General features: G+C 66.7%; 21 protein-coding genes. 17 read left to right on the forward strand and 4 right to left on the reverse strand.

Annotated features, from left to right (window positions below; genetic code table 11):
* The first annotated feature begins 53 nt into the window (after positions 1 to 53).
* The 5 genes from ahcY to AVME950_RS10390 all read left to right on the forward strand — a co-directional run bounded on the left by ahcY (position 54) and on the right by AVME950_RS10390 (position 4,736).
* The gene (ahcY, locus tag AVME950_RS10370) at positions 54 to 1,484 is read left to right on the forward strand and encodes an adenosylhomocysteinase (protein ID WP_284413776.1); all 1,431 of its coding nucleotides are present in this window, start codon (positions 54 to 56) and stop codon (positions 1,482 to 1,484) included.
* Positions 1,485 to 1,621: 137 nt separating this feature from the next.
* Positions 1,622 to 2,623: a TlyA family RNA methyltransferase gene (locus tag AVME950_RS10375; protein WP_284429753.1), complete on the forward strand. Its 1,002-nt coding sequence runs from the start codon at positions 1,622 to 1,624 to the stop codon at positions 2,621 to 2,623.
* Positions 2,620 to 3,462, forward strand: a complete 843-nt coding sequence (gene metF / locus AVME950_RS10380; RefSeq protein WP_284429754.1) for a methylenetetrahydrofolate reductase [NAD(P)H] — start codon at positions 2,620 to 2,622, stop codon at positions 3,460 to 3,462. Before AVME950_RS10375 ends, metF begins: the two co-directional genes overlap by 4 nt.
* 49 nt (positions 3,463 to 3,511) lie before the next feature.
* Positions 3,512 to 4,114, forward strand: a complete 603-nt coding sequence (locus AVME950_RS10385; protein WP_284429755.1) for a hypothetical protein — start codon at positions 3,512 to 3,514, stop codon at positions 4,112 to 4,114.
* Entirely contained in the window at positions 4,080 to 4,736 is a 657-nt protein-coding gene (locus tag AVME950_RS10390) for a septal ring lytic transglycosylase RlpA family protein (protein ID WP_284429756.1), read from the forward strand. The genes AVME950_RS10385 and AVME950_RS10390 overlap by 35 nt, the downstream gene beginning before the upstream one ends.
* Before the next feature lie 10 nt (positions 4,737 to 4,746).
* Here the strand turns inward: AVME950_RS10390 and AVME950_RS10395 are convergent, their stop codons facing one another.
* A complete protein-coding gene (locus AVME950_RS10395) occupies positions 4,747 to 5,640 on the reverse strand; it encodes a 23S rRNA (adenine(2030)-N(6))-methyltransferase RlmJ (protein ID WP_272565115.1) in 894 nt (297 codons plus the stop codon).
* Between the two features lie 238 nt (positions 5,641 to 5,878).
* Here AVME950_RS10395 and AVME950_RS10400 point away from each other — a divergent pair, with 238 nt between their 5' ends.
* The 7 genes from AVME950_RS10400 (at position 5,879) to mdtD (ending at position 12,077) form a co-directional block, all read left to right on the forward strand.
* Positions 5,879 to 7,798 (forward strand): serine/threonine protein kinase, encoded by a 1,920-nt coding sequence (locus tag AVME950_RS10400; protein WP_284429757.1) that lies wholly within the window; start codon positions 5,879 to 5,881, stop codon positions 7,796 to 7,798.
* Between the two features lie 162 nt (positions 7,799 to 7,960).
* Positions 7,961 to 8,389: a 50S ribosomal protein L13 gene (gene rplM, locus AVME950_RS10405; protein ID WP_092745280.1), complete on the forward strand. Its 429-nt coding sequence runs from the start codon at positions 7,961 to 7,963 to the stop codon at positions 8,387 to 8,389.
* An 11-nt stretch (positions 8,390 to 8,400) separates the two neighbouring features.
* Positions 8,401 to 8,793, forward strand: a complete 393-nt coding sequence (gene rpsI / locus AVME950_RS10410; RefSeq protein ID WP_092745279.1) for a 30S ribosomal protein S9 — start codon at positions 8,401 to 8,403, stop codon at positions 8,791 to 8,793.
* A 165-nt stretch (positions 8,794 to 8,958) separates the two neighbouring features.
* A complete protein-coding gene (locus tag AVME950_RS10415; protein ID WP_284429758.1) occupies positions 8,959 to 9,672 on the forward strand; it encodes a DUF6776 family protein in 714 nt (237 codons plus the stop codon).
* A 61-nt stretch (positions 9,673 to 9,733) separates the two neighbouring features.
* Positions 9,734 to 10,132, forward strand: a complete 399-nt coding sequence (locus AVME950_RS10420) for a bactofilin family protein (RefSeq protein WP_272565112.1) — start codon at positions 9,734 to 9,736, stop codon at positions 10,130 to 10,132.
* 59 nt (positions 10,133 to 10,191) lie between these two features.
* On the forward strand, positions 10,192 to 10,557 hold the full coding sequence (gene erpA / locus AVME950_RS10425) for an iron-sulfur cluster insertion protein ErpA (protein ID WP_008907234.1): 366 nt from the start codon (positions 10,192 to 10,194) through the stop codon (positions 10,555 to 10,557).
* A gap of 95 nt (positions 10,558 to 10,652) precedes the next feature.
* Positions 10,653 to 12,077: a multidrug transporter subunit MdtD gene (mdtD, locus tag AVME950_RS10430; RefSeq protein WP_284429759.1), complete on the forward strand. Its 1,425-nt coding sequence runs from the start codon at positions 10,653 to 10,655 to the stop codon at positions 12,075 to 12,077.
* A 4-nt stretch (positions 12,078 to 12,081) separates the two neighbouring features.
* Here mdtD and AVME950_RS10435 read toward each other — a convergent pair whose 3' ends face one another.
* Together AVME950_RS10435 and AVME950_RS10440 are read right to left on the reverse strand one after the other, a co-directional pair.
* Positions 12,082 to 13,191 carry an anhydro-N-acetylmuramic acid kinase gene (locus tag AVME950_RS10435; protein WP_284429760.1) on the reverse strand — a complete coding sequence of 370 codons (1,110 nt, stop codon included), beginning with the start codon at positions 13,189 to 13,191 and terminating at the stop codon, positions 12,082 to 12,084.
* 22 nt (positions 13,192 to 13,213) lie between these two features.
* Positions 13,214 to 14,575, reverse strand: a complete 1,362-nt coding sequence (locus AVME950_RS10440; protein WP_284398334.1) for a M23 family metallopeptidase — start codon at positions 14,573 to 14,575, stop codon at positions 13,214 to 13,216.
* 178 nt (positions 14,576 to 14,753) lie between these two features.
* On the opposite strand from AVME950_RS10440, the gene tyrS reads away from it, so the two are divergent.
* Complete coding sequence (gene tyrS, locus AVME950_RS10445) at positions 14,754 to 15,989, forward strand: tyrosine--tRNA ligase (protein WP_284429761.1); 1,236 nt, start codon at positions 14,754 to 14,756, stop codon at positions 15,987 to 15,989.
* Positions 15,990 to 16,012: 23 nt separating this feature from the next.
* Here tyrS and AVME950_RS10450 read toward each other — a convergent pair whose 3' ends face one another.
* The gene (locus AVME950_RS10450) at positions 16,013 to 17,005 is read right to left on the reverse strand and encodes a LysR substrate-binding domain-containing protein (RefSeq protein ID WP_284429762.1); all 993 of its coding nucleotides are present in this window, start codon (positions 17,003 to 17,005) and stop codon (positions 16,013 to 16,015) included.
* A gap of 118 nt (positions 17,006 to 17,123) precedes the next feature.
* Between AVME950_RS10450 and AVME950_RS10455 the strand changes: the two genes are divergently transcribed.
* The 4 genes from AVME950_RS10455 to glmU all read left to right on the forward strand — a co-directional run bounded on the left by AVME950_RS10455 (position 17,124) and on the right by glmU (position 20,805).
* Positions 17,124 to 17,651 (forward strand): DUF2917 domain-containing protein, encoded by a 528-nt coding sequence (locus tag AVME950_RS10455; protein ID WP_284429763.1) that lies wholly within the window; start codon positions 17,124 to 17,126, stop codon positions 17,649 to 17,651.
* Between the two features lie 194 nt (positions 17,652 to 17,845).
* Complete coding sequence (locus tag AVME950_RS10460; RefSeq protein ID WP_284413753.1) at positions 17,846 to 18,145, forward strand: DUF2917 domain-containing protein; 300 nt, start codon at positions 17,846 to 17,848, stop codon at positions 18,143 to 18,145.
* Between the two features lie 285 nt (positions 18,146 to 18,430).
* Entirely contained in the window at positions 18,431 to 19,201 is a 771-nt protein-coding gene (locus AVME950_RS10465) for a Crp/Fnr family transcriptional regulator (RefSeq protein WP_284413751.1), read from the forward strand.
* Positions 19,202 to 19,368: 167 nt separating this feature from the next.
* Positions 19,369 to 20,805 (forward strand): bifunctional UDP-N-acetylglucosamine diphosphorylase/glucosamine-1-phosphate N-acetyltransferase GlmU, encoded by a 1,437-nt coding sequence (gene glmU, locus AVME950_RS10470; RefSeq protein ID WP_284429764.1) that lies wholly within the window; start codon positions 19,369 to 19,371, stop codon positions 20,803 to 20,805.

Genomic DNA, 20,805 nt, shown 5'->3' on the forward strand with positions numbered 1-20,805 from the left:
TGAGCCATTCCCCTCCGATGCGTGGTTTTTTACCTTCTTTACCGGAGAAAACCATGAGCGCAGTTCTCAAGCCCCAGGCCGACCAGGCCATCGCCGACCTTTCCCTTGCCGCGTGGGGCCGCAAGGAAATCCGCATCGCCGAGACCGAAATGCCCGGCCTGATGGCCATCCGCGACGAGTTCGCGGCCAGCCAGCCGCTCAAGGGCGCGCGCATCACCGGCTCGCTGCACATGACGATCCAGACTGCCGTGCTGATCGAAACGCTCAAAGCCCTGGGCGCCGACGTGCGCTGGGCTTCGTGCAACATCTTCTCCACCCAGGACCACGCCGCTGCCGCCATCGCCGCCACGGGCACGCCGGTGTTCGCCATCAAGGGCGAGTCGCTGGAAGACTACTGGGACTACACCCACCGCATTTTCGACTTTGCGCCCAAGGGCAGCGCGGGCGAAGGCCCCAACATGATCCTGGACGACGGCGGCGATGCCACGCTGCTGATGCACCTGGGCCAGCGCGCCGAGAAGGACGCCTCCCTGGTCGCCGGCAACGGTGCCAGCGAGGAAGAGCGCATCCTGTTCGCCGCCATCCGCAAGAAACTGTCGGAAGACGCGACCTGGTACACCCGCAAGTCGGCCGAGATCATCGGCGTGACGGAAGAAACCACCACCGGCGTGCACCGCCTGAACGAGATGTCCGCCAAGGGCACCCTGCTGTTCCGCGCGATCAACGTGAACGACTCGGTCACCAAGTCCAAGTTCGACAACCTGTACGGCTGCCGCGAGTCGCTGGTGGACGGCATCAAGCGCGCCACCGACGTCATGATCGCCGGCAAGGTCGCCGTGGTGGCCGGCTACGGCGACGTGGGCAAGGGCTCCGCCCAGGCGCTGCGCGCGCTGTCGGCCCAGGTGTGGGTCACCGAGATCGACCCCATCAACGCCCTGCAGGCCGCCATGGAAGGCTATCGCGTGGTGACGATGGACTACGCCGCCGACAAGGCCGACATCTTCGTGACGACGACAGGCAACAAGGACATCATCACCCACGACACCATGGTGAAGATGAAGGACCAGGCCATCGTCTGCAACATCGGCCACTTCGACAACGAGATCGACGTCGCGTCGATCGAGAAGTACGAATGGGAAGAGATCAAGCCCCAGGTGGACCACATCACCTTCCCGGACGGCAAGAAGATCATCCTGCTGGCCAAGGGCCGCCTGGTGAACCTGGGCTGCGGCACGGGCCATCCGAGCTTCGTGATGTCGTCGTCGTTCGCCAACCAGACCATCGCGCAGATCGAGCTCTTCACCAAGCCCGATGCCTACGAGGCCGGCAAGGTCTACGTGCTGCCCAAGCTGCTGGACGAGAAGGTCGCGCGCCTGCACCTGAAGAAGGTCGGCGCCATGCTGACCGAACTGACGGACTCGCAGGCCGCCTACATCGGCGTGAGCAAGAGCGGCCCCTACAAGCCCGACACCTACCGCTACTGATCGGGCGGGGCTTCGCGCCCCGGGGCGGCGGCCGGTGACTCCGGCCTGTCTGCCCTGTTTTGCTATAAAAAATAATAGCTTCTTGCGCTAGATGAATATGCGCTGGAGGCCTTTTTGACTCTGAAAAGGACGGGTGCATGCGCGCAGACGTGTATCTGGTGGACAAGGGCCACGCCGCGACCCGGTCGCAGGCGCAGCGCCTGATCGCGGCCGGCGTGCAATGGCGGCTGGCACCCAGCCTGCCCTGGCACAAGGTGGCCAAGAACGGTGACGAGATTCCGGACATCGCCGAAGTGCAGTTGCTCGACCAGTCCGAGGCGCGCTACCTCTCGCGCGGTGGCCTCAAGCTGGAAGGCGCGCTCGTGTCCGCGGGCCTGGACGTGGCGGGCTGGCGCTGCCTGGACGTGGGCCAGAGCACCGGGGGCTTCACCGACTGCCTGCTGCAGCGCGGCGCGGCCCAGGTGATCGGTGTGGACGTGGGCCACAGCCAACTGCACGACCGCCTGCGCCAGGATCCGCGCGTGGTGGCCGTGGAAGGCGTCAACGCCCGGTCCCTGACGGCCGCATCGCTGCAGGAAGCCTGCGAGGACGCCCTGTCCGAGCAGGTCGAGCAAGACCCCGACGACAACGAGACCCAGCCCGAAGCGCCCTACGGCTGGATGCGCAACGGCGGCCTGATCGACGACGAGTACGACGACAGCGACGATGCCAAGGAACACGACGTCGAAGCCTTCAAGGCCGAGCGCTCGGCCCGGGCGCGGGCCCGCGCGGAGGGCGCCCTGCCCACCGTGCGCCGGCGCCGGGCAGGGCTGGAGCAGGTGGACATCACCCCGGTGTTCGACCTGGTGACGGGCGACGTGTCGTTCATCTCGCTCACGCTCATCCTGCCGGCGGTGGCGCCGCTGCTCAAGGCCGGCGGCGACCTGCTCATGCTGGTCAAGCCGCAGTTCGAACTGCAGCCCGGCCAGGTGGGCAAGGGCGGCATCGTGCGCGATGTGGCGCTCTACGCCGTGGTCGAGCAGCGCATCCGCGGCTGCTGCGCGGAACTGGGCCTGACCGTGGCCGCCTGGATGGACAGTTCCATCGATGGCGGCGACGGCAACCGTGAATTCTTCGTCCATGCAAGGAGGGCGGCATGACTGCCTCCAATCCACCCGTACCCGTCAGTTTCGAATTTTTCCCCCCCAAGACGCCCGAAGGGGCCGAAAAGCTGCGTGCCGTGCGGCAGGCACTGTATGCCCGGCGGCCCGAGTTCTGTTCCGTCACCTACGGTGCGGGCGGCTCGACGCAGGAGGGCACCTTCACCACCGTGCGCGAGATTCTGGCGGAGGGCGTGAGCGCGGCCTCGCACTTCTCGTGCATCGGCGCCACGCGCGAGACGGTGCGCAGCCAGCTGGCCACGCTCAAGGCCATGGGCGTGAAGCGCCTGGTGGCCCTGCGAGGCGACCTGCCGAGTGGCTACGGCGCGGGCGGCGAGTTCCACTACGCCAGCGATCTGGTGGCCTTCATCCGCGCGGAGACGGGCGATGACTTTCACGTGGAAGTGGCCGCCTACCCGGAAGTGCACCCCCAGGCCCGTTCGCCCGAAGCCGATCTGCAGGCCTTCGCGCTCAAGGTGCGAGCCGGCGCGCACTCGGCCATCACGCAGTACTTCTTCAATGCCGACGCCTACTTCCGCTTCGTGGACGACACGCGGCGGCTGGGGCTGGATGTGCCCGTGGTGCCGGGCATCATGCCCATCCTGGGCTCCACGCAGCTCATGCGTTTCTCCGACGCCTGCGGCGCCGAGATTCCCCGCTGGATTCGCATGCGCCTGCAGGGCTTCGGCGACGACACGGCCAGCATCAAGGCCTTCGGCCTGGACGTGGTCACCGGCTTGTGCGAGCAACTGCGCGACCGTGGCGTGCCGGGCCTGCACTTCTACACGATGAACCAGAGCGCCACCACGCTGGAGATCTGCCGCCGGCTGGGCCTTTAGACGCCGGCGGCCACTCCGGTAATATCGCCCCTTCGTTTTTCTGCCCACCATGACGTCCGCCTTCGCTCCCCTGTTGGTCGCCACCCTGTGCTGCGTGGCGTCTGCCCCGTCGTGGGCCCAGACGCGGTACTTCTGCCGGGATGCCGCGGGCAACAGCTTCACGATGTCGCGCCCCTGTCCCTCCGGCACGACGACGTCGGTGGCGGCCACGGGGCCTGTCGCACCACCTCCGGCGTGGCGATATGAGCCCCCGGTGCGCTCCGTGCCCGAAGGGCCGGCGTACCAGCGCTACATGAGCGCCCGTTGCCGCTCCCTGAGCGACACGCTGCGCGGAGGCTCCTCCGGCATTCAGCCCGACGCCTATGCTGGCATGCGCCGGGAGTACCAGCGCGACTGCCACGACGAGGAATCCGACGCTTCCTCCCGCTATTTCAGGGAGCAGAGCGAGGCGCGCAAGCAGCGGCAGGAGCAGGAGCAGCAACTGCGCGTGGCAGCCCAGGCCTCTCGCGAAGAGGCCACGCGCCACGCCGAGCAATGCCGGGAGTCGCGCCGCATTCTCACCGCCAAGCGGGCCCGCACGGACCTGACCGAAGGCGAAAGAAAGGACCTGAAGCGTTTTGAAGACGCCTACGAAACGCGCTGCCAGCGCTGAACTGCCCCGCCGCCTCGGTGCGCTGTTGTCTGGCGCGCTGCTGTCGTGCGCCCTGGTGGCCTGCGCGGTCAAGGCGCCCGCGCCTGGCGACGACACCATTGCGGCGACGCAAAAGCCATTGATTCCCCTGCCGGCGCCAGCCCAGCCGCCCCGCGCATCGGCCCCTGTGAAGCCCCCGCCGGCCATCGCGGGTGAGGCGCCCTCCAAACCGTCGGACGCGGATGCGTCCTCCGAGAGCGATGCCGCCGATGCGTTCGTGCAGGAAGGCTTGGCCTCCTGGTACGGGGCCGGGTTCCACCGCCGCCGCACGGCCAGCGGGGAGCGCTTCGACATGAACGAATTCACTGCTGCCCACCGCACCTTGCCCTTCGGCACGCGCGTGTGCGTGCGCAGCCTGGTGACCGGCCGCGCCGTGCAGGTGCGCATCAACGACCGCGGGCCCCACTCGCCCGGCCGCATCATCGATGTGAGCCGCGCCGCCGCCGGGGCGCTGGGGTTGCTGGGGCTGGGCACCAAGCCGGTCGTGGTCTCCCAGGCGCCGGAAGACGCCGCGGCGCAGTGCCCTGATGCCTCGGTTTCCGGCCTGTCGCAGGCCAGCCCGCTGCCAGCCTCTGGCGAATAGGCGGGCGGGCTCAGCCGCCCGACTCGAGCGTGTGCGAGGCGTGGTGATCCTGCGCCAGCAGCTCGGCCATCTGCGGCAGTGCGGGCTTGAGCGCCGCTTTCAGCGTGAACGGTGGATTGATCAGGAACATGCCGCTGGCCGGCAGCCCCGGGCGGCGGGCCTGTCCGTCCGCGGCGCCCGTCACCTTGCTCGATTTCACGGTGAGCGTGGCATGCAGCCACGACTTGCCGGCCTTGGTGGCCAGCGTCTTGAGCCGCCGCGGCAGGTCATGGGCTTCGGGCCGGGGAATGATCGGGTACCAGACGGCATAGGTGCCTGTCGCAAAGCGTTTGAGCGAGTCTGCGGCCATGTCCAGGACGCGCCCGTAATCGCTCTTGATTTCATAGCTGGGATCGCACAGCACGAGAGCGCGGCGGGCCGGTGGGGGTAGGAATTTCTTGATGCCTTCGAAACCGTCCTCATGCAGCACCGCCACTTGGCGGCCGGCCTCCAGCTGGGCCACGTTGCCGGCCAGCGCGCGCAGGTCGGTCGGGTGCAATTCGAACACCTTGAGCTTGTCGCGGTCGCGCAGCAGGCGCTGCGTGATGAAGGGCGAGCCGGGATAGACCCGCGTCACGTTGCCCTGGTTGAAGGCGCCGACCATGTCGACATAGGCTTGCAGCGCGGGCGCCAGGGGCTCTTTGAGCACGGCAGGCGGTACCAGGCGAAGGATGCCGTCCCCCGCCTCTCCGCTCGTGGCGGCGTAGTCGCCGTCCAGGCGGAACAGGCCGGCGCCGGCATGGGTGTCCAGCACGGTGAGCGCTGCGTCTTTCTGCGTAAGGTGTTGCAAAGTGGCAATCAGCACCGTGTGCTTGAGCACATCGGCGTGGTTGCCCGCATGGAAGGCGTGGCGGTAACTGAACATGATGGGGCCAATGGTAACCACGCACCGCCCGGTGCCGCGTGATCGTGCCCGCTTCATCGTGGCGCAGTGGGGGCCGGGGCGATGGCTTGGAGCAGTCGCCGGGCGCCTTGTTGCCGCCAGGGAGCGGGCTTGCTGCATGATGGCGGCTTCGGCCAATGTGTTGCAATCCATCCACTTGTCCGTTGCCGGGTGCGCCGTTGCTGGTGCACCATTGCCGCCCGAAAGCCCAGCCGTCACCATGTCCGCCATCACCAGCACCGAACCCCCGACCGACGTCCACCACGTCGACGCCCTGCCGGCCGGGACGCGTCTGGGAGAGTTCGAGGTGCTTTCGCTGCTGGGGGTGGGCGGGTTCGGCATGGTCTACAAGGCATTCGACCATTCGCTCCTGCGCTTCGTGGCCATCAAGGAATACATGCCGTCGGCGCTGGCAGCGCGCGCGCAGGGGCAGTCGCTGTGGGTGCGGTCTTCGACCCAGGAGCAATCCTTCCAGGCGGGGCTGGCCTCGTTCGTGAGCGAGGCCAGGCTGCTTGCCCAGTTCGATCATCCCTCGCTGGTGAAGGTCTTTCGCTTCTGGGAAGCCAATCACACCGCCTACATGGTCATGCCGCTCTACACGGGCATGACGCTCAAGCAGGCCCGCGCGCACATGCGCACGCCGCCGCCGGAGGCCTGGCTGCGCAAGATGCTGTGGTCGGTGCTGAGCGCGCTGCGCGTGCTGCACGACGGCCAGACGCTGCACCGCGACATTTCGCCCGACAACATCTTCCTGCAGGACAGCGGCCCTCCCGTGCTGCTGGACCTGGGGGCTGCACGCCATGCGATCAGCGACCACGGGCACCAGCACACGGCCGTCCTGAAGGTCAATTACGCGCCCATCGAGCAGTACAACGACGGCGAGAGCGATCTACGGCAGGGGCCCTGGAGCGATCTGTATGCCCTCGGTGCCGTGGTGCATGGCAGCCTGTGCAACGACACGCCGCTGCCGGCCACGCTGCGGTCGATCCGCGACCGAATGGTGCCGTTCTCACGGGTGGCCAAGACCGTGCGGCGACAGTTCGGTGTGGAATATTCCACGCCCTTCGTGGCCGCGATTTCGCAGGCGTTGGCCCTGCGGCCGGACGAGCGTCCCCAGAGCATCGACGAATTCCTGCGCACCATGGACATGGTCGCTCCGCCGGAGGGCATCGACCAGTTCGATTTCCGCGCCGAGCTGGGCGATATCTGGGTGGAGCCGGCCGACCGGCGTGGTACGGGCGTGGCGGTGCCCATGATCGACATCACCTCCGTGCCTCTGCCGGCGGTGGGCGTACCCTTGCCTGCGCCTCTGGCCGCTGCGGTGGAGGCGCCGACGGTGGACACGGGTGCGCAGTTGCACATCGATCGGCAGGAGGCTGGCGACACCGTGGTGTCCGATGGGCAGGACACGGTTTTCATGGATGGAGGACAAGAGGTGGCAGATACCGTGACAGGTGGCGATACGGTTTTCGAGGAGCGCCGTCCTCAGCATCCAGAAAGGCTGGGGCGTCCGAAGACCCGCCGCAGCCAGGCTGCGGGCGAGGAGGCACCGGCATCGGCAGTCGCTGGCGTGCGCCACCGTCCCTTGCTTTGGGCGAGCGCCGGCGTGGTGGCTGTGGCTGTGGTCGCTGCCGGACTGTGGTGGAGCGCCTCGCGCGACACGCCCCATCCCACCAAGTACACCCCAGAAGACCAGATCATCACGGAACTGGCCGAGCCGCCAGCGCCGGTGGCCTCTGCACCCGCCGAATTGATCCCCGTGGTCGATGAAGCGGCCACCGCACCGGCTCTGCCGGCCGCATCCGCAGCCTCGGTGGCCGCAGCGCCCGCATTCGTCGTTGCATCGGCACCACGGCCCAAGCCTGTTCCTCGCAAGGTGGCCGAGCCCACGCCTGCTGCCGTGGCTGCGGAAGCGCCTGCATCGCCCGAGCCTGCGCCGGTTCCGGCCGCCACGCCCAAACCGGCGGTCGCACGCGTGGCAGGGCCGGACGAAGCGTGCGCCAACGCCGGATTCATCGCCCGACCGATGTGCATCCACCAGCAATGCCAGAACGCGGCGGTGGCCAACCACCCGCTGTGCGTCGAGAACCGCCGCCGGCTGGAAGCCGAAGAACGCCGTCGCACGATGCTGTCCCAATAGCCCTGCCTTGGCATTTTCCCGCCGCTTCGTATAATGGCGGGCTTCGCAGCGCTTTTTTGGTCCCGCGGCGGAGCATTCACACCACCTAAGAGGCTTCCTTCAGAGATGCACCGACCGTGGAAAAGGACCGACAAACCCCCCGTTCTTTGAAAAGAGAAACTCATGTCTACTTTCAGCGCAAAGCCCGCTGAGGTCGTGCACGAGTGGTTTGTGATTGACGCGACCGACAAGGTCCTCGGACGAGTAGCCAGCGAAGTTGCTCTCCGTTTGCGCGGCAAACACAAGGCCATTTACACGCCTCACGTCGATACCGGTGACTTCATCGTCATCATCAACGCCGCTCAGCTCAAGGTCACCGGCACCAAGTCCCTGGACAAGGTGTACTACCGCCATTCGGGCTATCCCGGCGGTATCACGGCCACGAACTTCCGCGACATGCAAGCCAAGCACCCCGGCCGCGCGCTGGAAAAGGCTGTCAAAGGCATGCTGCCCAAGGGTCCCCTGGGCTACGCGATGATCAAGAAACTCAAGGTGTATGGCGGTGCTGAGCATCCCCACACCGCCCAGCAGCCCAAGGCGCTGGAAATCTAAGGAGCCTTGAGATGATTGGTGAATGGAACAATGGCACCGGCCGTCGCAAGTCCAGCGTCGCCCGCGTGTTTCTTAAGAAGGGTTCCGGCAAGATCACTGTGAATGGCAAAGACATTCAGCAGTATTTCGGCCGCGAAACCTCGATCATGATCGCCAAGCAGCCGCTCGCGCTGACCAACCATGTCGAAACCTTCGACATCCAGGTCAACGTGCACGGCGGCGGTGAATCCGGCCAAGCCGGTGCCACCCGCCACGGGATCACCCGCGCCCTGATCGACTACGACGCAACGCTGAAGCCCGCACTGAGCCAAGCCGGCTTCGTGACCCGCGATGCACGTGAAGTCGAACGGAAGAAGGTCGGCCTGCGTTCTGCACGCCGCGCCAAGCAGTTCTCCAAGCGTTAAGCTTCGCCGCTGCAAAAGACTGCCATGCCGTGCTGGGCCTTTACAAAGGCTGCAAGAGCGACGTGTCAGTCGGCCGAAAGCACTTTCGGGTGCTTTCCGGCTTCAAAAAACCGCCTGTCCGGCGGTTTTTTCATTTCTGCTCCTCCATTTGTTGAATAGGGAAACATGCGACTCAAGCTGCTACGTCGCCGTTTGACCATCAGTGCGCCGCGGGTGTCGGTCCGAAGCGCGATGCCATGGCCTGTCCGCTGGGTGCTGCTGGCCATTTTCTTCGGCCTGTGCGCCGCGCTGGCGCTCTGGGCCTTCGAGTTCGGCAAGAGCATCGCGGGGCTGGATTCCCGCTCCCGGGCAGAACTGGTGCGCTTGCGCGAAGAGGTAGCCCAGTTGCGCGAGGAGCAGCGCCTGCAAAAGGACACGTCGAGTTCTACCGGCACGCTGCTGACCGCCGAGCGCACCACGATGGATCGCCTGATGGCCCAGATGCGCCAGCTGGAGGCGGACAACCGCGCCCTCCGGGACGACCTGGGCTTTTTCGAAAAGCTCATCCCGGCGGGCAAGACCGAAGGGGTCAGCATCCGTGGACTGCAGGCCGACGTGGTGGGGGGCAGCCAGTTGCGCTGGCAGGTGCTGGTGATTCAGCCGGTGCGCAACGCGCCCGAATTCCGTGGGCGGCTGGAGTTGATGCTGGCAGGTACGCGCGATGGACGCCCCTGGACACAGGCGATTCCCGCGGATGGGCAACCCCTTCAGTTCCAGCAGTACCGCCGGGTGGAAGGGTTGTGGCCGTTGCCCGGCAATGCCGTGGTAAAAACCGTGACCGCGCGGGTCTTGGAGGGCAGTGCGGTGCGTGCCACCCAGACCCTGAGCATCGAAGAATAGCGGCGGTGGCGGCGTCAGCAATGGGCCCATTCCCTCCCGTGCCAACCGACTGGAGTGTTCCATGTTCTCTCGCAAGAAGCAGCCCCCGATCAAGAGCCTGATCGCTCATGGCACCCGCATCAACGGCGAAGTGCGGTTTTCCGAGGGCCTGCGGATTGATGGCGAGGTGGCGGGGGACGTGCGGGCCAGCGACGAGCAGCCCAGTATCCTGGTGATATCGGAGTCCGCCCGGGTCGAAGGCGCGGTGCATGCAGCCCACGTGATCGTCAATGGCACGGTTCTCGGACCGGTGCATGCCGCGGAACTGCTGGAGCTGCAGCCCAAGGCCCGCATCACCGGAAACGTGCACTACAAATCGCTTGAAATGCACCAAGGAGCCACGATATCGGGACAGATGAGCCCATCGACCGTGCTGGTCGAGGAAAAACCCACACTGAAGTTGGCGTCAAACGCCAGCTGACGCACATTTGAGGGGTGTTGCAGTACCATCGACGGCAAACCCTCCCGAAGGAGCACTCCATGAGCGCCGTAGCCGAAAACATCCAGACCGAAATGCCCGCCCCGATTCTGTTCACCGACAGCGCGGCGGCCAAGGTGGCTGACCTGATTGCCGAAGAAGGCAACCCCGACCTGAAATTGCGTGTGTTCGTCCAGGGCGGCGGATGCTCGGGCTTCCAGTACGGTTTCACGTTCGATGAAATCACGAACGAAGACGACACCACCATGACCAAGAACGGTGTGTCGCTGCTCATTGATGCCATGAGCTACCAGTACCTGGTCGGTGCCGAAATCGACTACAAGGAAGACTTGCAGGGCGCCCAGTTCGTCATCAAGAACCCGAATGCGACCACCACCTGTGGCTGCGGATCGAGTTTCTCCGCCTGATGGCGCGATTTTTCGCCTGACTCAAAAGCCGCCTTCGGGCGGCTTTTTGCTGGGCACGTGCGGCGGAACCCATTTCCGCCGTTGATCGGAACGGCATGCAACAAGAGCGCTCCCTTCAAATCCTGCTATGGCTGGTGGCCGTCGGCTTTTTCATGCAGACGCTGGACGCCACCATCGTCAACACGGCCCTGCCCACCATGGCGCACAGCCTGGGGGAAAGTCCGCTGCGCATGCAATCGGTCGTGGTGGCGTATTCGCTGTCCATGGCGCTGCTGATCCCGGCATCGGGCTGGGTGGCCGACCGCTTCGGCGCACGGCGGGTGTATCTGAGCGCCATCGTTCTGTTCGTCGTGGGATCGGTGCTTTGCGCCGTGTCGAGCCGGCTGGACCAACTGGTGGCGGCGCGGGTGGTGCAGGGCCTGGGCGGTGCGCTGCTGCTGCCGGTGGGGCGGCTGGTGGTGCTGCGCACCTTTCCGCGCGAGAAGTTCCTGCAGGCCATGAGCTTCGTGGCGATCCCCGGCCTCATCGGGCCGCTGATCGGCCCCACGCTGGGTGGCTGGCTGGTGGAGGTGGCATCGTGGCACTGGATCTTCCTGATCAACGTGCCGGTCGGCCTGATCGGGTGCCTGGCGACGCTGCGGTACATGCCGGCCGTGCCCGGCGCCCCGGTGGCCCGCTTCGACCTGGCGGGCTATCTCATGCTGGCCTTCGGCATGGCGGCGCTGTCTCTGGCGCTCGATGGACTGTCGAGCCTGGGGCTGCGGCAGGCGAGTGTGCTCGTGCTGCTGATTTTCGGGCTGGCGAGCCTGGTGGCGTACTGGCTGCATGCGGCACGCAAGCCGAACCCGCTGTTCTCGCCTCGGCTGTTCTCGGTGGCCACGCTGCGCATCGGGCTGCTGGGCAACCTGTTTTCGCGCCTGGGCAGCTCGTGCATGCCCTTCCTGATCCCCCTGATGCTGCAGGTGACGATGGGCTACACCCCCCTGCATGCCGGACTGATGATGCTGCCGGTGGCACTGGCCGGCATGTCGATGAAGCGTTTCACGACGCCATTGATCACGCGGTTCGGATACCGCCGTGTGCTGGTGGGCAACACGCTGATGGTGGGGATCACGATGGCGAGTTTTGCCCTCTCGACCCCCTCGCAGCCGCTGTGGTGGCACATCGTGCAGCTGGCGATGTTCGGGGCGGTGAATTCGCTGCAGTTCACGGCCATGAACACGGTCACGCTCAAGGACTTGAACCAGGGCATGGCCAGCAGCGGCAACAGCCTGCTGTCGATGGTGCAGATGGTGGCCATGGGCATGGGGGTGGCCGCCGCGGGCGGGGTGCTCTCGGCATTCACGGGCCACTTCGGGAGCGGGGGCGCGCAGCAGACGCTGTGGGCCTTCCAAGGCACCTTCGCCTGCATGGGGCTGGTGACCATCGCCTCGGCAGGCATCTTCTGGCAGTTGTCTCCACGCGACTCCGAACGCGGCGCGGCTGCGGACGACGTGCCCGACGTGCCGGAGCACGTCTGAGCCGTCAGGCGGGGTAGATTGCGCCCAGGATGCGCGGCCCCGCCGCGCCGGTGACGCTGGGGAGGTTGCCGCTTTGTCGCTCCACGGCTCGGTGGGCCAGCCATGCGAAGGCGGCGGCTTCCACCTGCAGGGCCGGCATGCCGTGCTCGTCGGAGGCCGATACGGCGACCCCGGGCAGAAGTGCCTGCAATCGGTGCATGAGGTGGCCGTTGAGGGCGCCGCCGCCGCACACGATCAGCGGGTTGCCGCCGTCGCCGAAACGGCGCACGCCATCGGCGCAGACGCTGGCCGTGAATTCGGTCAGGGTGGCCTGGACATCGGCCGGAGCGGCCGATGCGAACGCCGGCAGGTGCCCTTCCAGCCAGGCGGGGTTGAAAAGGTCACGCCCTGTGCTTTTGGGTGGTGGCTGCGACAGATACGGCTCGGACCGCAACGCACCGAGCAGCGCGGGCAGGACCTGCCCGCTGGAAGCCCAGGCACCGTCGCGGTCGAACGGCTGGCCCGTGTGCTGCTGGCACCAGTGGTCCATCAGTGCGTTGCCTGGCCCGCAATCGAATCCCAGCACCGCACCCTGCGCACCCAGCACGCTGAGGTTGGAGATGCCGCCGATGTTCAACACGCAGACTGTCCGGCCGGACTGGCCGAACACCCCCTGGTGAAACGCCGGTACCAGCGGCGCACCCTGGCCGCCCGCCGCCACGTCGCGGCTGCGGAAGTCGGCCACCACGTCGATGCCCGTCGATTCGGCCAGCAAGGCGGCATTGCCCAGTTGCAGCGTGTATCCGGTGCCGTCGAAGGCCTGGGGGCGATGGCGCACCGTCTGCCCGTGAGCGCCGATGGCGCGAACGGCGGAGGGTGGCAGGCCGGCCTGGCTCAAAAGCGTGTGCACCACGCCGGCATAGGCGCGCGCCAATGCGTTTCCGGCCAGCGCAGCGCGGTGCAGTTCGTCGGCACCGGGTGTGTTGAGCGCGAGCAGCGCTGCTCTTAAGTCAGGAGCAAAAGGCGCGCATGCATATTGCGCGACCTTGCATTTTTGCTCGGAGAAATCTGCCAGCACCCCATCGACTCCGTCGAGCGAGGTGCCCGACATGAGTCCGATGTACAACGCTGGCATGGGGCTGGAACGCGCAACGCGCTTACTGGGCGCTGGCTTGTTGCACCTGGGCGGCGGCCGACAACTGGATGCGCATGTTCGATGCCAGGCGGTTGAAGGCGGCGCGCGAGGCGCTGGACACCGGCGTGGCAGCTTCGCTTTGCTGCGCGATCACCATGGGGTCCTGGTGCTGGCCATCCACGCGGAATTCGAAGTGCAGGTGGGGGCCGGTGGCCCATCCCGTCGCGCCGACGGCGCCGATGGTCTGTCCCTGCTCCACGCTCTGGCCCTTGCGCACGTCGATGCGGCTCAGGTGGGCATACACGGTGACGTGCTGGTTGCGGTGCTTGACGTAAATGACATTGCCATAGCCGTTCTGCACCCCGGCGAAATCGACCGTGCCATCGCCCACGGTGCGCACGGCCGTGCCGGTGGGCGCTGCGAAGTCGGTGCCCAGGTGGGCGCGCCATTTTTGCAGGATGGGATGAAAGCGCATCTTGAAGCCGCTCGAGATGCGCGAGAACTCCACCGGCGAGGTGAGGTAGGCGCGGCGCATGCTCTCGCCGTCCAGCGTGTAGTAGGCGCCCTTGGAGGCGGGCGTGTCCTGGAACCAGACGGCGTCGTGCGTCTTGCCGTTGTTGTGGAACTCCGCGCTCAGCACGCGGCCGCTGCGCAGCGGCTCGCCATCGGCTTCGAGCGTTTCGTAGACCACCGAGAACCGGTCGTCCTTGCGCAGGGCGCGGTGGAAATCGATGTTGCTCGCGAACACTTCGGCGATCTGCGTCGCCACGGCATCGGGAATGTTGGAAGCGTCGGTGGCGGCGAACAGCGAGCTGCGGATGATGCCGCCGGCCAGCCGCGTGCCCACGGTGAGCGGCGCCGTCTCGACGCGCGAGGTGAATTCGTTGCCCTTGCGCTGCACGACCAGCCGGCGGAAATTGCCGCTGTCGTCCTGGACCCAGCGCGCTGTGAGGCTGATGAGGCGGTGATCGTCCGTGGTTTCTGCCGATACCGAGCGGCCCGAGCGACCCAGCAGGGTCTGGCGCACCTGGCCGTCGCTGCGCAGGAAGGCGGCAGCCGCCGGGTCCGCCACACCCAGGCGCTGCAGGATGGCCTCGGCGGTGTCGCTGCTGCGGGTCTGGTCCGAGCGGTAGAGGGAATAGTTGGGAATGTCCACCAGCGCTGGCAGGGACTGGTCGCTGGCCAGCGAATCCACCGCGTATTCGACCGTGCTGCGGGGCAGGTCGGCGGGGTCCGGCGCGAAGGAGGCGACGGCGAAAGCGCCGCCGCCGCCCGTCAGCAACAGCGTTGCGATGGCGGCGGTAATGCGTTTGGGATGGGTCTGGGCGATGCGCGATAGCCGGTCCAGCAGTGCGAGGCTGGCGGATGTCAAGCCATTGTTCAAAGTGTCTTACCCCAGGGTGAGGTGCGTTCGGGCCGGGTGGGGGCGGAACGCACGAGCTTGGTCAGGCTGCAGCCATTCGGTGCAAGGGTCCGAACCGGCAGGACCACTAGAATCCGCCACTGCAAATGTGGGCCGGAGTATAACGACGAGCGCCCCGGAAACCCCCAAAAAAACCCTTATGAATCAATCTGCTGTTACAACATTCCCAATCACCGATGGTGTAGGACGGGCGCTTGAGGTATCGCTCCGGGGCGCTGACGAATTGCTGCCCCGCGACGAATGGACGAAGAAGCTGGCACGCTCCGAGGCGACCGGCGTGCCGCTGCGCATCAAACTGGGGCTGGATCCGACGGCGCCGGACATCCACATCGGCCACACCGTGGTGCTCAACAAGATGCGCCAGCTGCAGGACCTGGGACATCAGGTGATCTTCCTGATCGGCGACTTCACCAGCCTGATCGGCGACCCCTCCGGCCGCAACAGCACCCGGCCGCCCCTCACCCCCGAGCAGATCAAGGCCAATGCCGAGACCTACTACCGCCAGGCCAGCATGGTGCTGGACCCGGCCAAAACGGAGATCCGCTACAACAGCGAATGGAGCGAGCCGCTGGGCGCGACCGGCATGATCCAGCTCGCCGCCAAGTACACGGTCGCGCGCATGATGGAGCGCGACGATTTCCACAAGCGCTTTTCGACCGGGCAGTCGATCAGCGTGCACGAATTCCTCTACCCACTCATGCAGGGCTACGACTCGGTGGCACTGAAGAGCGACCTGGAACTGGGCGGTACCGACCAGAAGTTCAACCTGCTCATGGGTCGCCATCTCCAGCAGGAGTACGGCCAGGAACCGCAGTGCGTGCTCACCATGCCGCTGCTGGTGGGTCTGGACGGCGTCGACAAGATGTCGAAATCCAAGAACAACTACATCGGCATTGCGGAAGACGCCAACACCATGTTCGCCAAGGTGCTGTCCATCTCCGACACGCTGATGTGGGACTGGTACACGCTGCTGTCGTTCAAGTCCCTCGCCGAGATCGCCGCGCTCAAGGCCGAGGTGGAGGCCGGCCGCAACCCCAAGGACGCCAAGGTGATGCTCGCCAAGGAGATCACCGCGCGCTTTCACAGCGCGGCGGCCGCCGATGCGGCCGAGGCGGACTTCATCAACCGCAGCAAGGGCGGGGTGCCCGACGAGATTCCCGAGCTGGCCCTGGCCGGGGCGCCGCTGGGCATTGGCGCGCTGCTGCGCCAGGCCAATCTGGCGCCTTCCGGCAGCGAGGCCAGCCGCCTGATCGATGGTGGTGGCGTGCGGGTGGACGGCGGTGTCGTCAGCGACAAGGGGCTCAAGCTGGAAGCGGGCACTTACGTGCTCCAAGTGGGCAAGCGCAAGTTCGCGCGGGTCACGCTCAGCGCCTGAACGCGGCACGCGCCGCACGCGCGTCAGTCCAGGTTGTCGCTCAGGTCGGGGTCAGGCACGTCGCCGATGGCCTCGCGCGTGGCCTGTGCCTGCAGGGTGAGCCAGGTGCAGAACGCCCGGATTTCCGGCCGCTGCCCGCTGCGCGGCCCCACGAGCAGCCAGTACGCCAGCGGTGAATCGAGCCGGTAGCCCGGCAGCACTTCCACCAGATCGCCCGACGCCAGCGCGTCGGCGATGAGCGGCATGCGCGCCAGGGCGAGGCCCTGGCCGGTGAGCGTGGCCTGCACGATCTGATGGGCGTAGTTGAAGTACAGCCAGCGCTTGGGCTGCAGCTTTTCCTGCCCGTTGAGTTCGAACCAGCGGCGCCAGGTGAGCCATTCGAGGTGCATGGTGCGGTGCGCATCGCCCGCTTCGATGAGCGTGAAGCGCGCCACGTCCGCGGGCCCGCGGATGGGCGGATTGCTCTTGATGAGCCAGGGGCTTGCCACCACGGCCAGCTGCTCGCCGAACAGGCGCTGCGAGCCGCTCATGTTGGCGCTGGGCAGGCTGTAGCGCAGGGCCAGGTCCACGTCGGCGGTTTCCAGGTCCACGGCCACATCGCTCGCGTCGATGCGGATGTCGATGTCGGGGTTTTCGCGCTGGAACTCCTCCATGCGGGGAATGAGCCACATCGAGGCGAAGCTGGCCCAGGTGGTGATGGCCACGCTTTTGCGGCCCGCGGTCTGCCGCACCAGCCGCACGCAGGCATCCATGCGTTCAAGAGCCGGGGCGACGGCCCGCTGCAACTGCGCGCCGGCGCTGGTCAGCTCCACCGCCCGGGTGTGGCGCAGAAACAGCGGCACGCCCACTTCTTCTTCCAGCGCCTGGATCTGGCGGCTGACCGCCGACTGGGTGAGCGACAGCTCTTCCGCGGCCGCCCGGAAGTTCAGGTGGCGGGCCACCGCGAGAAAGGCGCGCCAGTGGCCGACCGCCACTGGCCGGGTGCGCAAGTGGGTGATGGGGGCAGGCAGATTCATGGCTGGGATTGATGAGGCTTGGGAATCAAATTATCTCCGGCTTTTCATTGGACCGGATGGGGGTGGTGAGTCGAATATCCAGTCCTGTCAACACCGAAATTCATGCAAGGAGCACTCCATGTCAAACCCTTCCGTTCTGGAATCGCAACAATCCCGGGTGGGCGCTGCGTCGGCCCGGACCATGGCGGGTTGCTGGATTTTGCCCCCACGCCGCGCCTTGGGTTTGTATCCCACCCAGCGGTCGCGGCTGCGCATCGAGCGCGGCGGTGTCTGGCTCACGGTGACAGGCGGCAAGGGCGCATTGCCCGGCGACTGGTTCCTCGGCGAAGGCGATGAGCAGGTGCTCGAGCCCGGCGTCCATGCCGTCATCGAGCCATGGCACGGCGGTCGGGCCGCGCTTTCGGGTGGGGCGCTGGCCGAAGGCGTGCAATTTCGCTGGGATCCGGTCGCCCTGCCAGTGCCGGCGGTGCAGTCCGAGGCTTGGTCGCGGGGCGTCGTAGCGCCTTGGGCGGACTTGGTGGGGGCTTTGCGCGGGGCGGCGTGGGCTGGGGCCCGGCTGGTGAAAGGGCTGCTGCAGTGGGCGGGCGCAGGCCGTTGGGCGCCGACGACTGCACCTCGGACCTGCATTGATGCGCAATGCGAATAGATCAGGGAGGTCTTTTGCATTGATGTGATTCCGGCATGAATCGCCTGGGGCGTTTTCATTGGACGGTGCCACATTGCCAGACGCATGATAGGCACATTGCTAGGGTTTTCCAGGAGAAAGAAATGACCGCTTCAAATGTTCTGAATTTTCAACAATCCGCTGTCTTGCCTCGCGGAGAGGCGAAAGACATTTGCATGCTGGCCATCGGCAATGCCCACAGCCTGCGCCCCCGTGTGCCGATGGCCCTGCGCGTGATGTCCGGCCATGCCTGGGTCACGCTCGACGACGGCCCGAACGGTGAACGCGACGTGGCAGCCGGCGACGTCTTTCTCAATGCCGGCCAGACCTTGTGGGTGGCGGCCGGCCAGCACGCCGTCATCGAGCCCCTGGGCCGCGATGCCGTGCAGTACCGCTTCAGCGCTTCGGCGGTGGTGCGCCATGCGGACAGTGCCTTGAAGGCCCGCTCCACGCAAGGCGAGGCCTGCTGCGCCTGAAGTCCGTCTTGCTGCCGTTCCCCCAGGGAATCGCAGCGAGGCGGCAAGAAACTGGCGCGGTGGCGCTGAAGGCGGGCCGGAAGCTGTCAAAGCTCCCGGCCCGTTTGACATTTCAGGGCCGGTCGGCAGGCTGATGAAAGACCTCCCAGCGGGGGAGAAAGTCAATCGGCGCTGGTGCGCCGGCGCAAGGTCTGTGGCGTGCCGTGCACAGTGTCAAAAGACATAGGGAGGAGTACCCTGGTGTGCCTAGAATCGCCGCCCACCAGTTCTCACCGATTCGCCTTTATGAGCGTGGACTTTGCTTCTGAATCCCTGGCGCACGCCATTCCGCGCCATTGCGATGCCTGCCGGTTGCGCAACACCCCTTCCGCTTTCACTCCGGTATCGCCGCAGGAGCTGCAGTTCATCGACCAGTTCCGCTGCGGCACCGCCACCGTGGCGGCTGGGGGCACGCTGATCCGCGAGCACCAACCCAACGGCAAGCTCTACACGCTCTACACCGGTTGGGCATTCCGCTACAAGACGCTGTCGGATGGGCGGCGCCAGATCCTCAACTTCCTGCTGCCGGGCGACCTGGTGGGGCTGCAGCAGGAATTCGGCGACACCGCGATGCACGGCGTGGAGGCCGTCACCCCTTGCGCGTTCTGCGTGTTCCCGGCCGACGGGCTGTGGTCGCTGTTTCGCGACCATGGCCGGCTGGGCTACGACGTGACCTGGCTCGCGGCGCGCGGCGAAGGCATGGTGGACGACAACCTGCTCACCACCGGCCGTCGCAATGCCACCGAGCGCGTGGCCATGCTGCTCATGCACTTGTACCGCCGGCTTGACCGCCTGGGACTGTCCGAGAACGGCACCGTCGAATTCCCCATCACCCAGCAACACATCGCCGACTCGCTCGGGCTGTCGCTCGTGCACACCAACAAGACGCTGCGGCGCCTGGCGCAACTGGGTCTGCACGAGATCGCCGATGGGCGGCTGCGCATCATCAATCCGCGCGCGCTGGCCCGCATCGCCGAGTATTACGACGCCATCCCCCGGCCGGTGCCCCTGCTCTAGGCTTTGGGTGAAATCGGCCTCCAGTGCAATAAGTACTAGGGCATATTGCTATTAATTTTGTAGCAATCTTAAAACCCCTGGCGGGCGCGGCAGGGCGCCGATAATCGGCGGATTCCCCTGGGACGCCGGTCGCCGTGCCGCGCGGCCGCAACCGAACGGACCCTTTCATGACAGCACTGGACATCATCATCATGGCGGCGGGCAAAGGCACGCGCATGAAAAGCCGCACCCCCAAGGTCCTGCAGCACCTGGCGGGGCGCCCGCTGCTGCGCCATGTGCTGGACCAAGCGGCCAGCCTGCGGGCCCGGCGCGTGGTGGTCATCACTGGCCATGGCGCTGACCAAGTGGAGGCCGCCGTCGCCGGCGGTCCGGGGGGCGATTCCGGCGCCGGTTTCGAATTGAAGTTCGCCCGCCAGGAGCCGCAGCTCGGCACCGGCCATGCCGTGCAGCAGGCGATGCCCGCGCTGGCGGGTGACGGCTCCGTGGTCGTGCTGTCGGGCGACGTGCCCCTGACCCAGGCCGCCACCTTGCATGCGCTGGTGGAGGCCTCGGCTCGGGAGCGGCTCGCGCTGCTGACCGTGACGCTGCCCGACCCGGCCGGCTACGGCCGCATCGTGCGCGATGCCGCCGGTGCGGTGCAGGGCATCGTGGAGCACAAGGACGCGAGCGAGGCCCAGCGCGCCATCACCGAGGTGTACAGCGGCATCATGGCCGTGCCGGCGCAACGGCTGGCCGGCTGGCTCGCCCGGCTGCGCAACGACAACGCCCAGGGCGAGTACTACCTGACCGACATCGTCGCCATGGCCGTGGCCGATGGGGTGCCGGTGGTGGCCCATCGCATCACCGACGCATTGCAGGTGGCGGGCGTGAACAGCCCACTGCAATTGGCGGAGCTGGAGCGCGCGCACCAGGCCCGTCAGGCCGCGGCGCTGATGGAGCAGGGCGTGCGCCTGGCCGACCCGGCGCGCTTCGATCTGCGCGACGATGCCCGCATCGGGGTCCGGGGCCGGCTGGTCTGCGGGCAGGACGTGGAGATCGACGTGAACTGCGTCTTCACCGGCCACGTGGAGCTGGGCGAGGGCGTGCAGATCGGTGCGCACTGCTGCATCGCCAATGCCACCATCGCGGCGGGCGCGGTGGTCCACCCCTACACCCACATCGATGGCGAGAAAGCCGGCGTGCAGGTCGGCCCGGGCGCCCTCATCGGGCCTTTCGCCCGCCTGCGCCCGGGTGCCCAACTGGGCCGGGAGGTGCACATCGGCAACTTCGTCGAAGTGAAGAACTCCACGCTGGCCGATGGCGCCAAGGCCAACCACCTGGCCTATCTGGGCGATGCCACGGTGGGCGAGCGCGTGAACTACGGCGCGGGCAGCATCACGGCCAATTACGACGGGGCCAACAAGTTCCGCACCGTCATCGAGGCCGACGTGCACATCGGCAGCAACAGCGTGCTGGTGGCGCCCGTCACCATCGGTGCCGGAGGCACGGTCGCCGGCGGCTCCACCATCACGAAGGACGCCCCGCCGGGCGCCTTGAGCGTGGCGCGCGGCCGGCAGGTGACCATCGAAAACTGGAAACGGCCCGCCAAGCTGCCCAAGGCCTGA

It is taken from the genome of Acidovorax sp. SUPP950 (assembly GCF_030158935.1).
Classification (GTDB): domain Bacteria; phylum Pseudomonadota; class Gammaproteobacteria; order Burkholderiales; family Burkholderiaceae_C; genus Paracidovorax.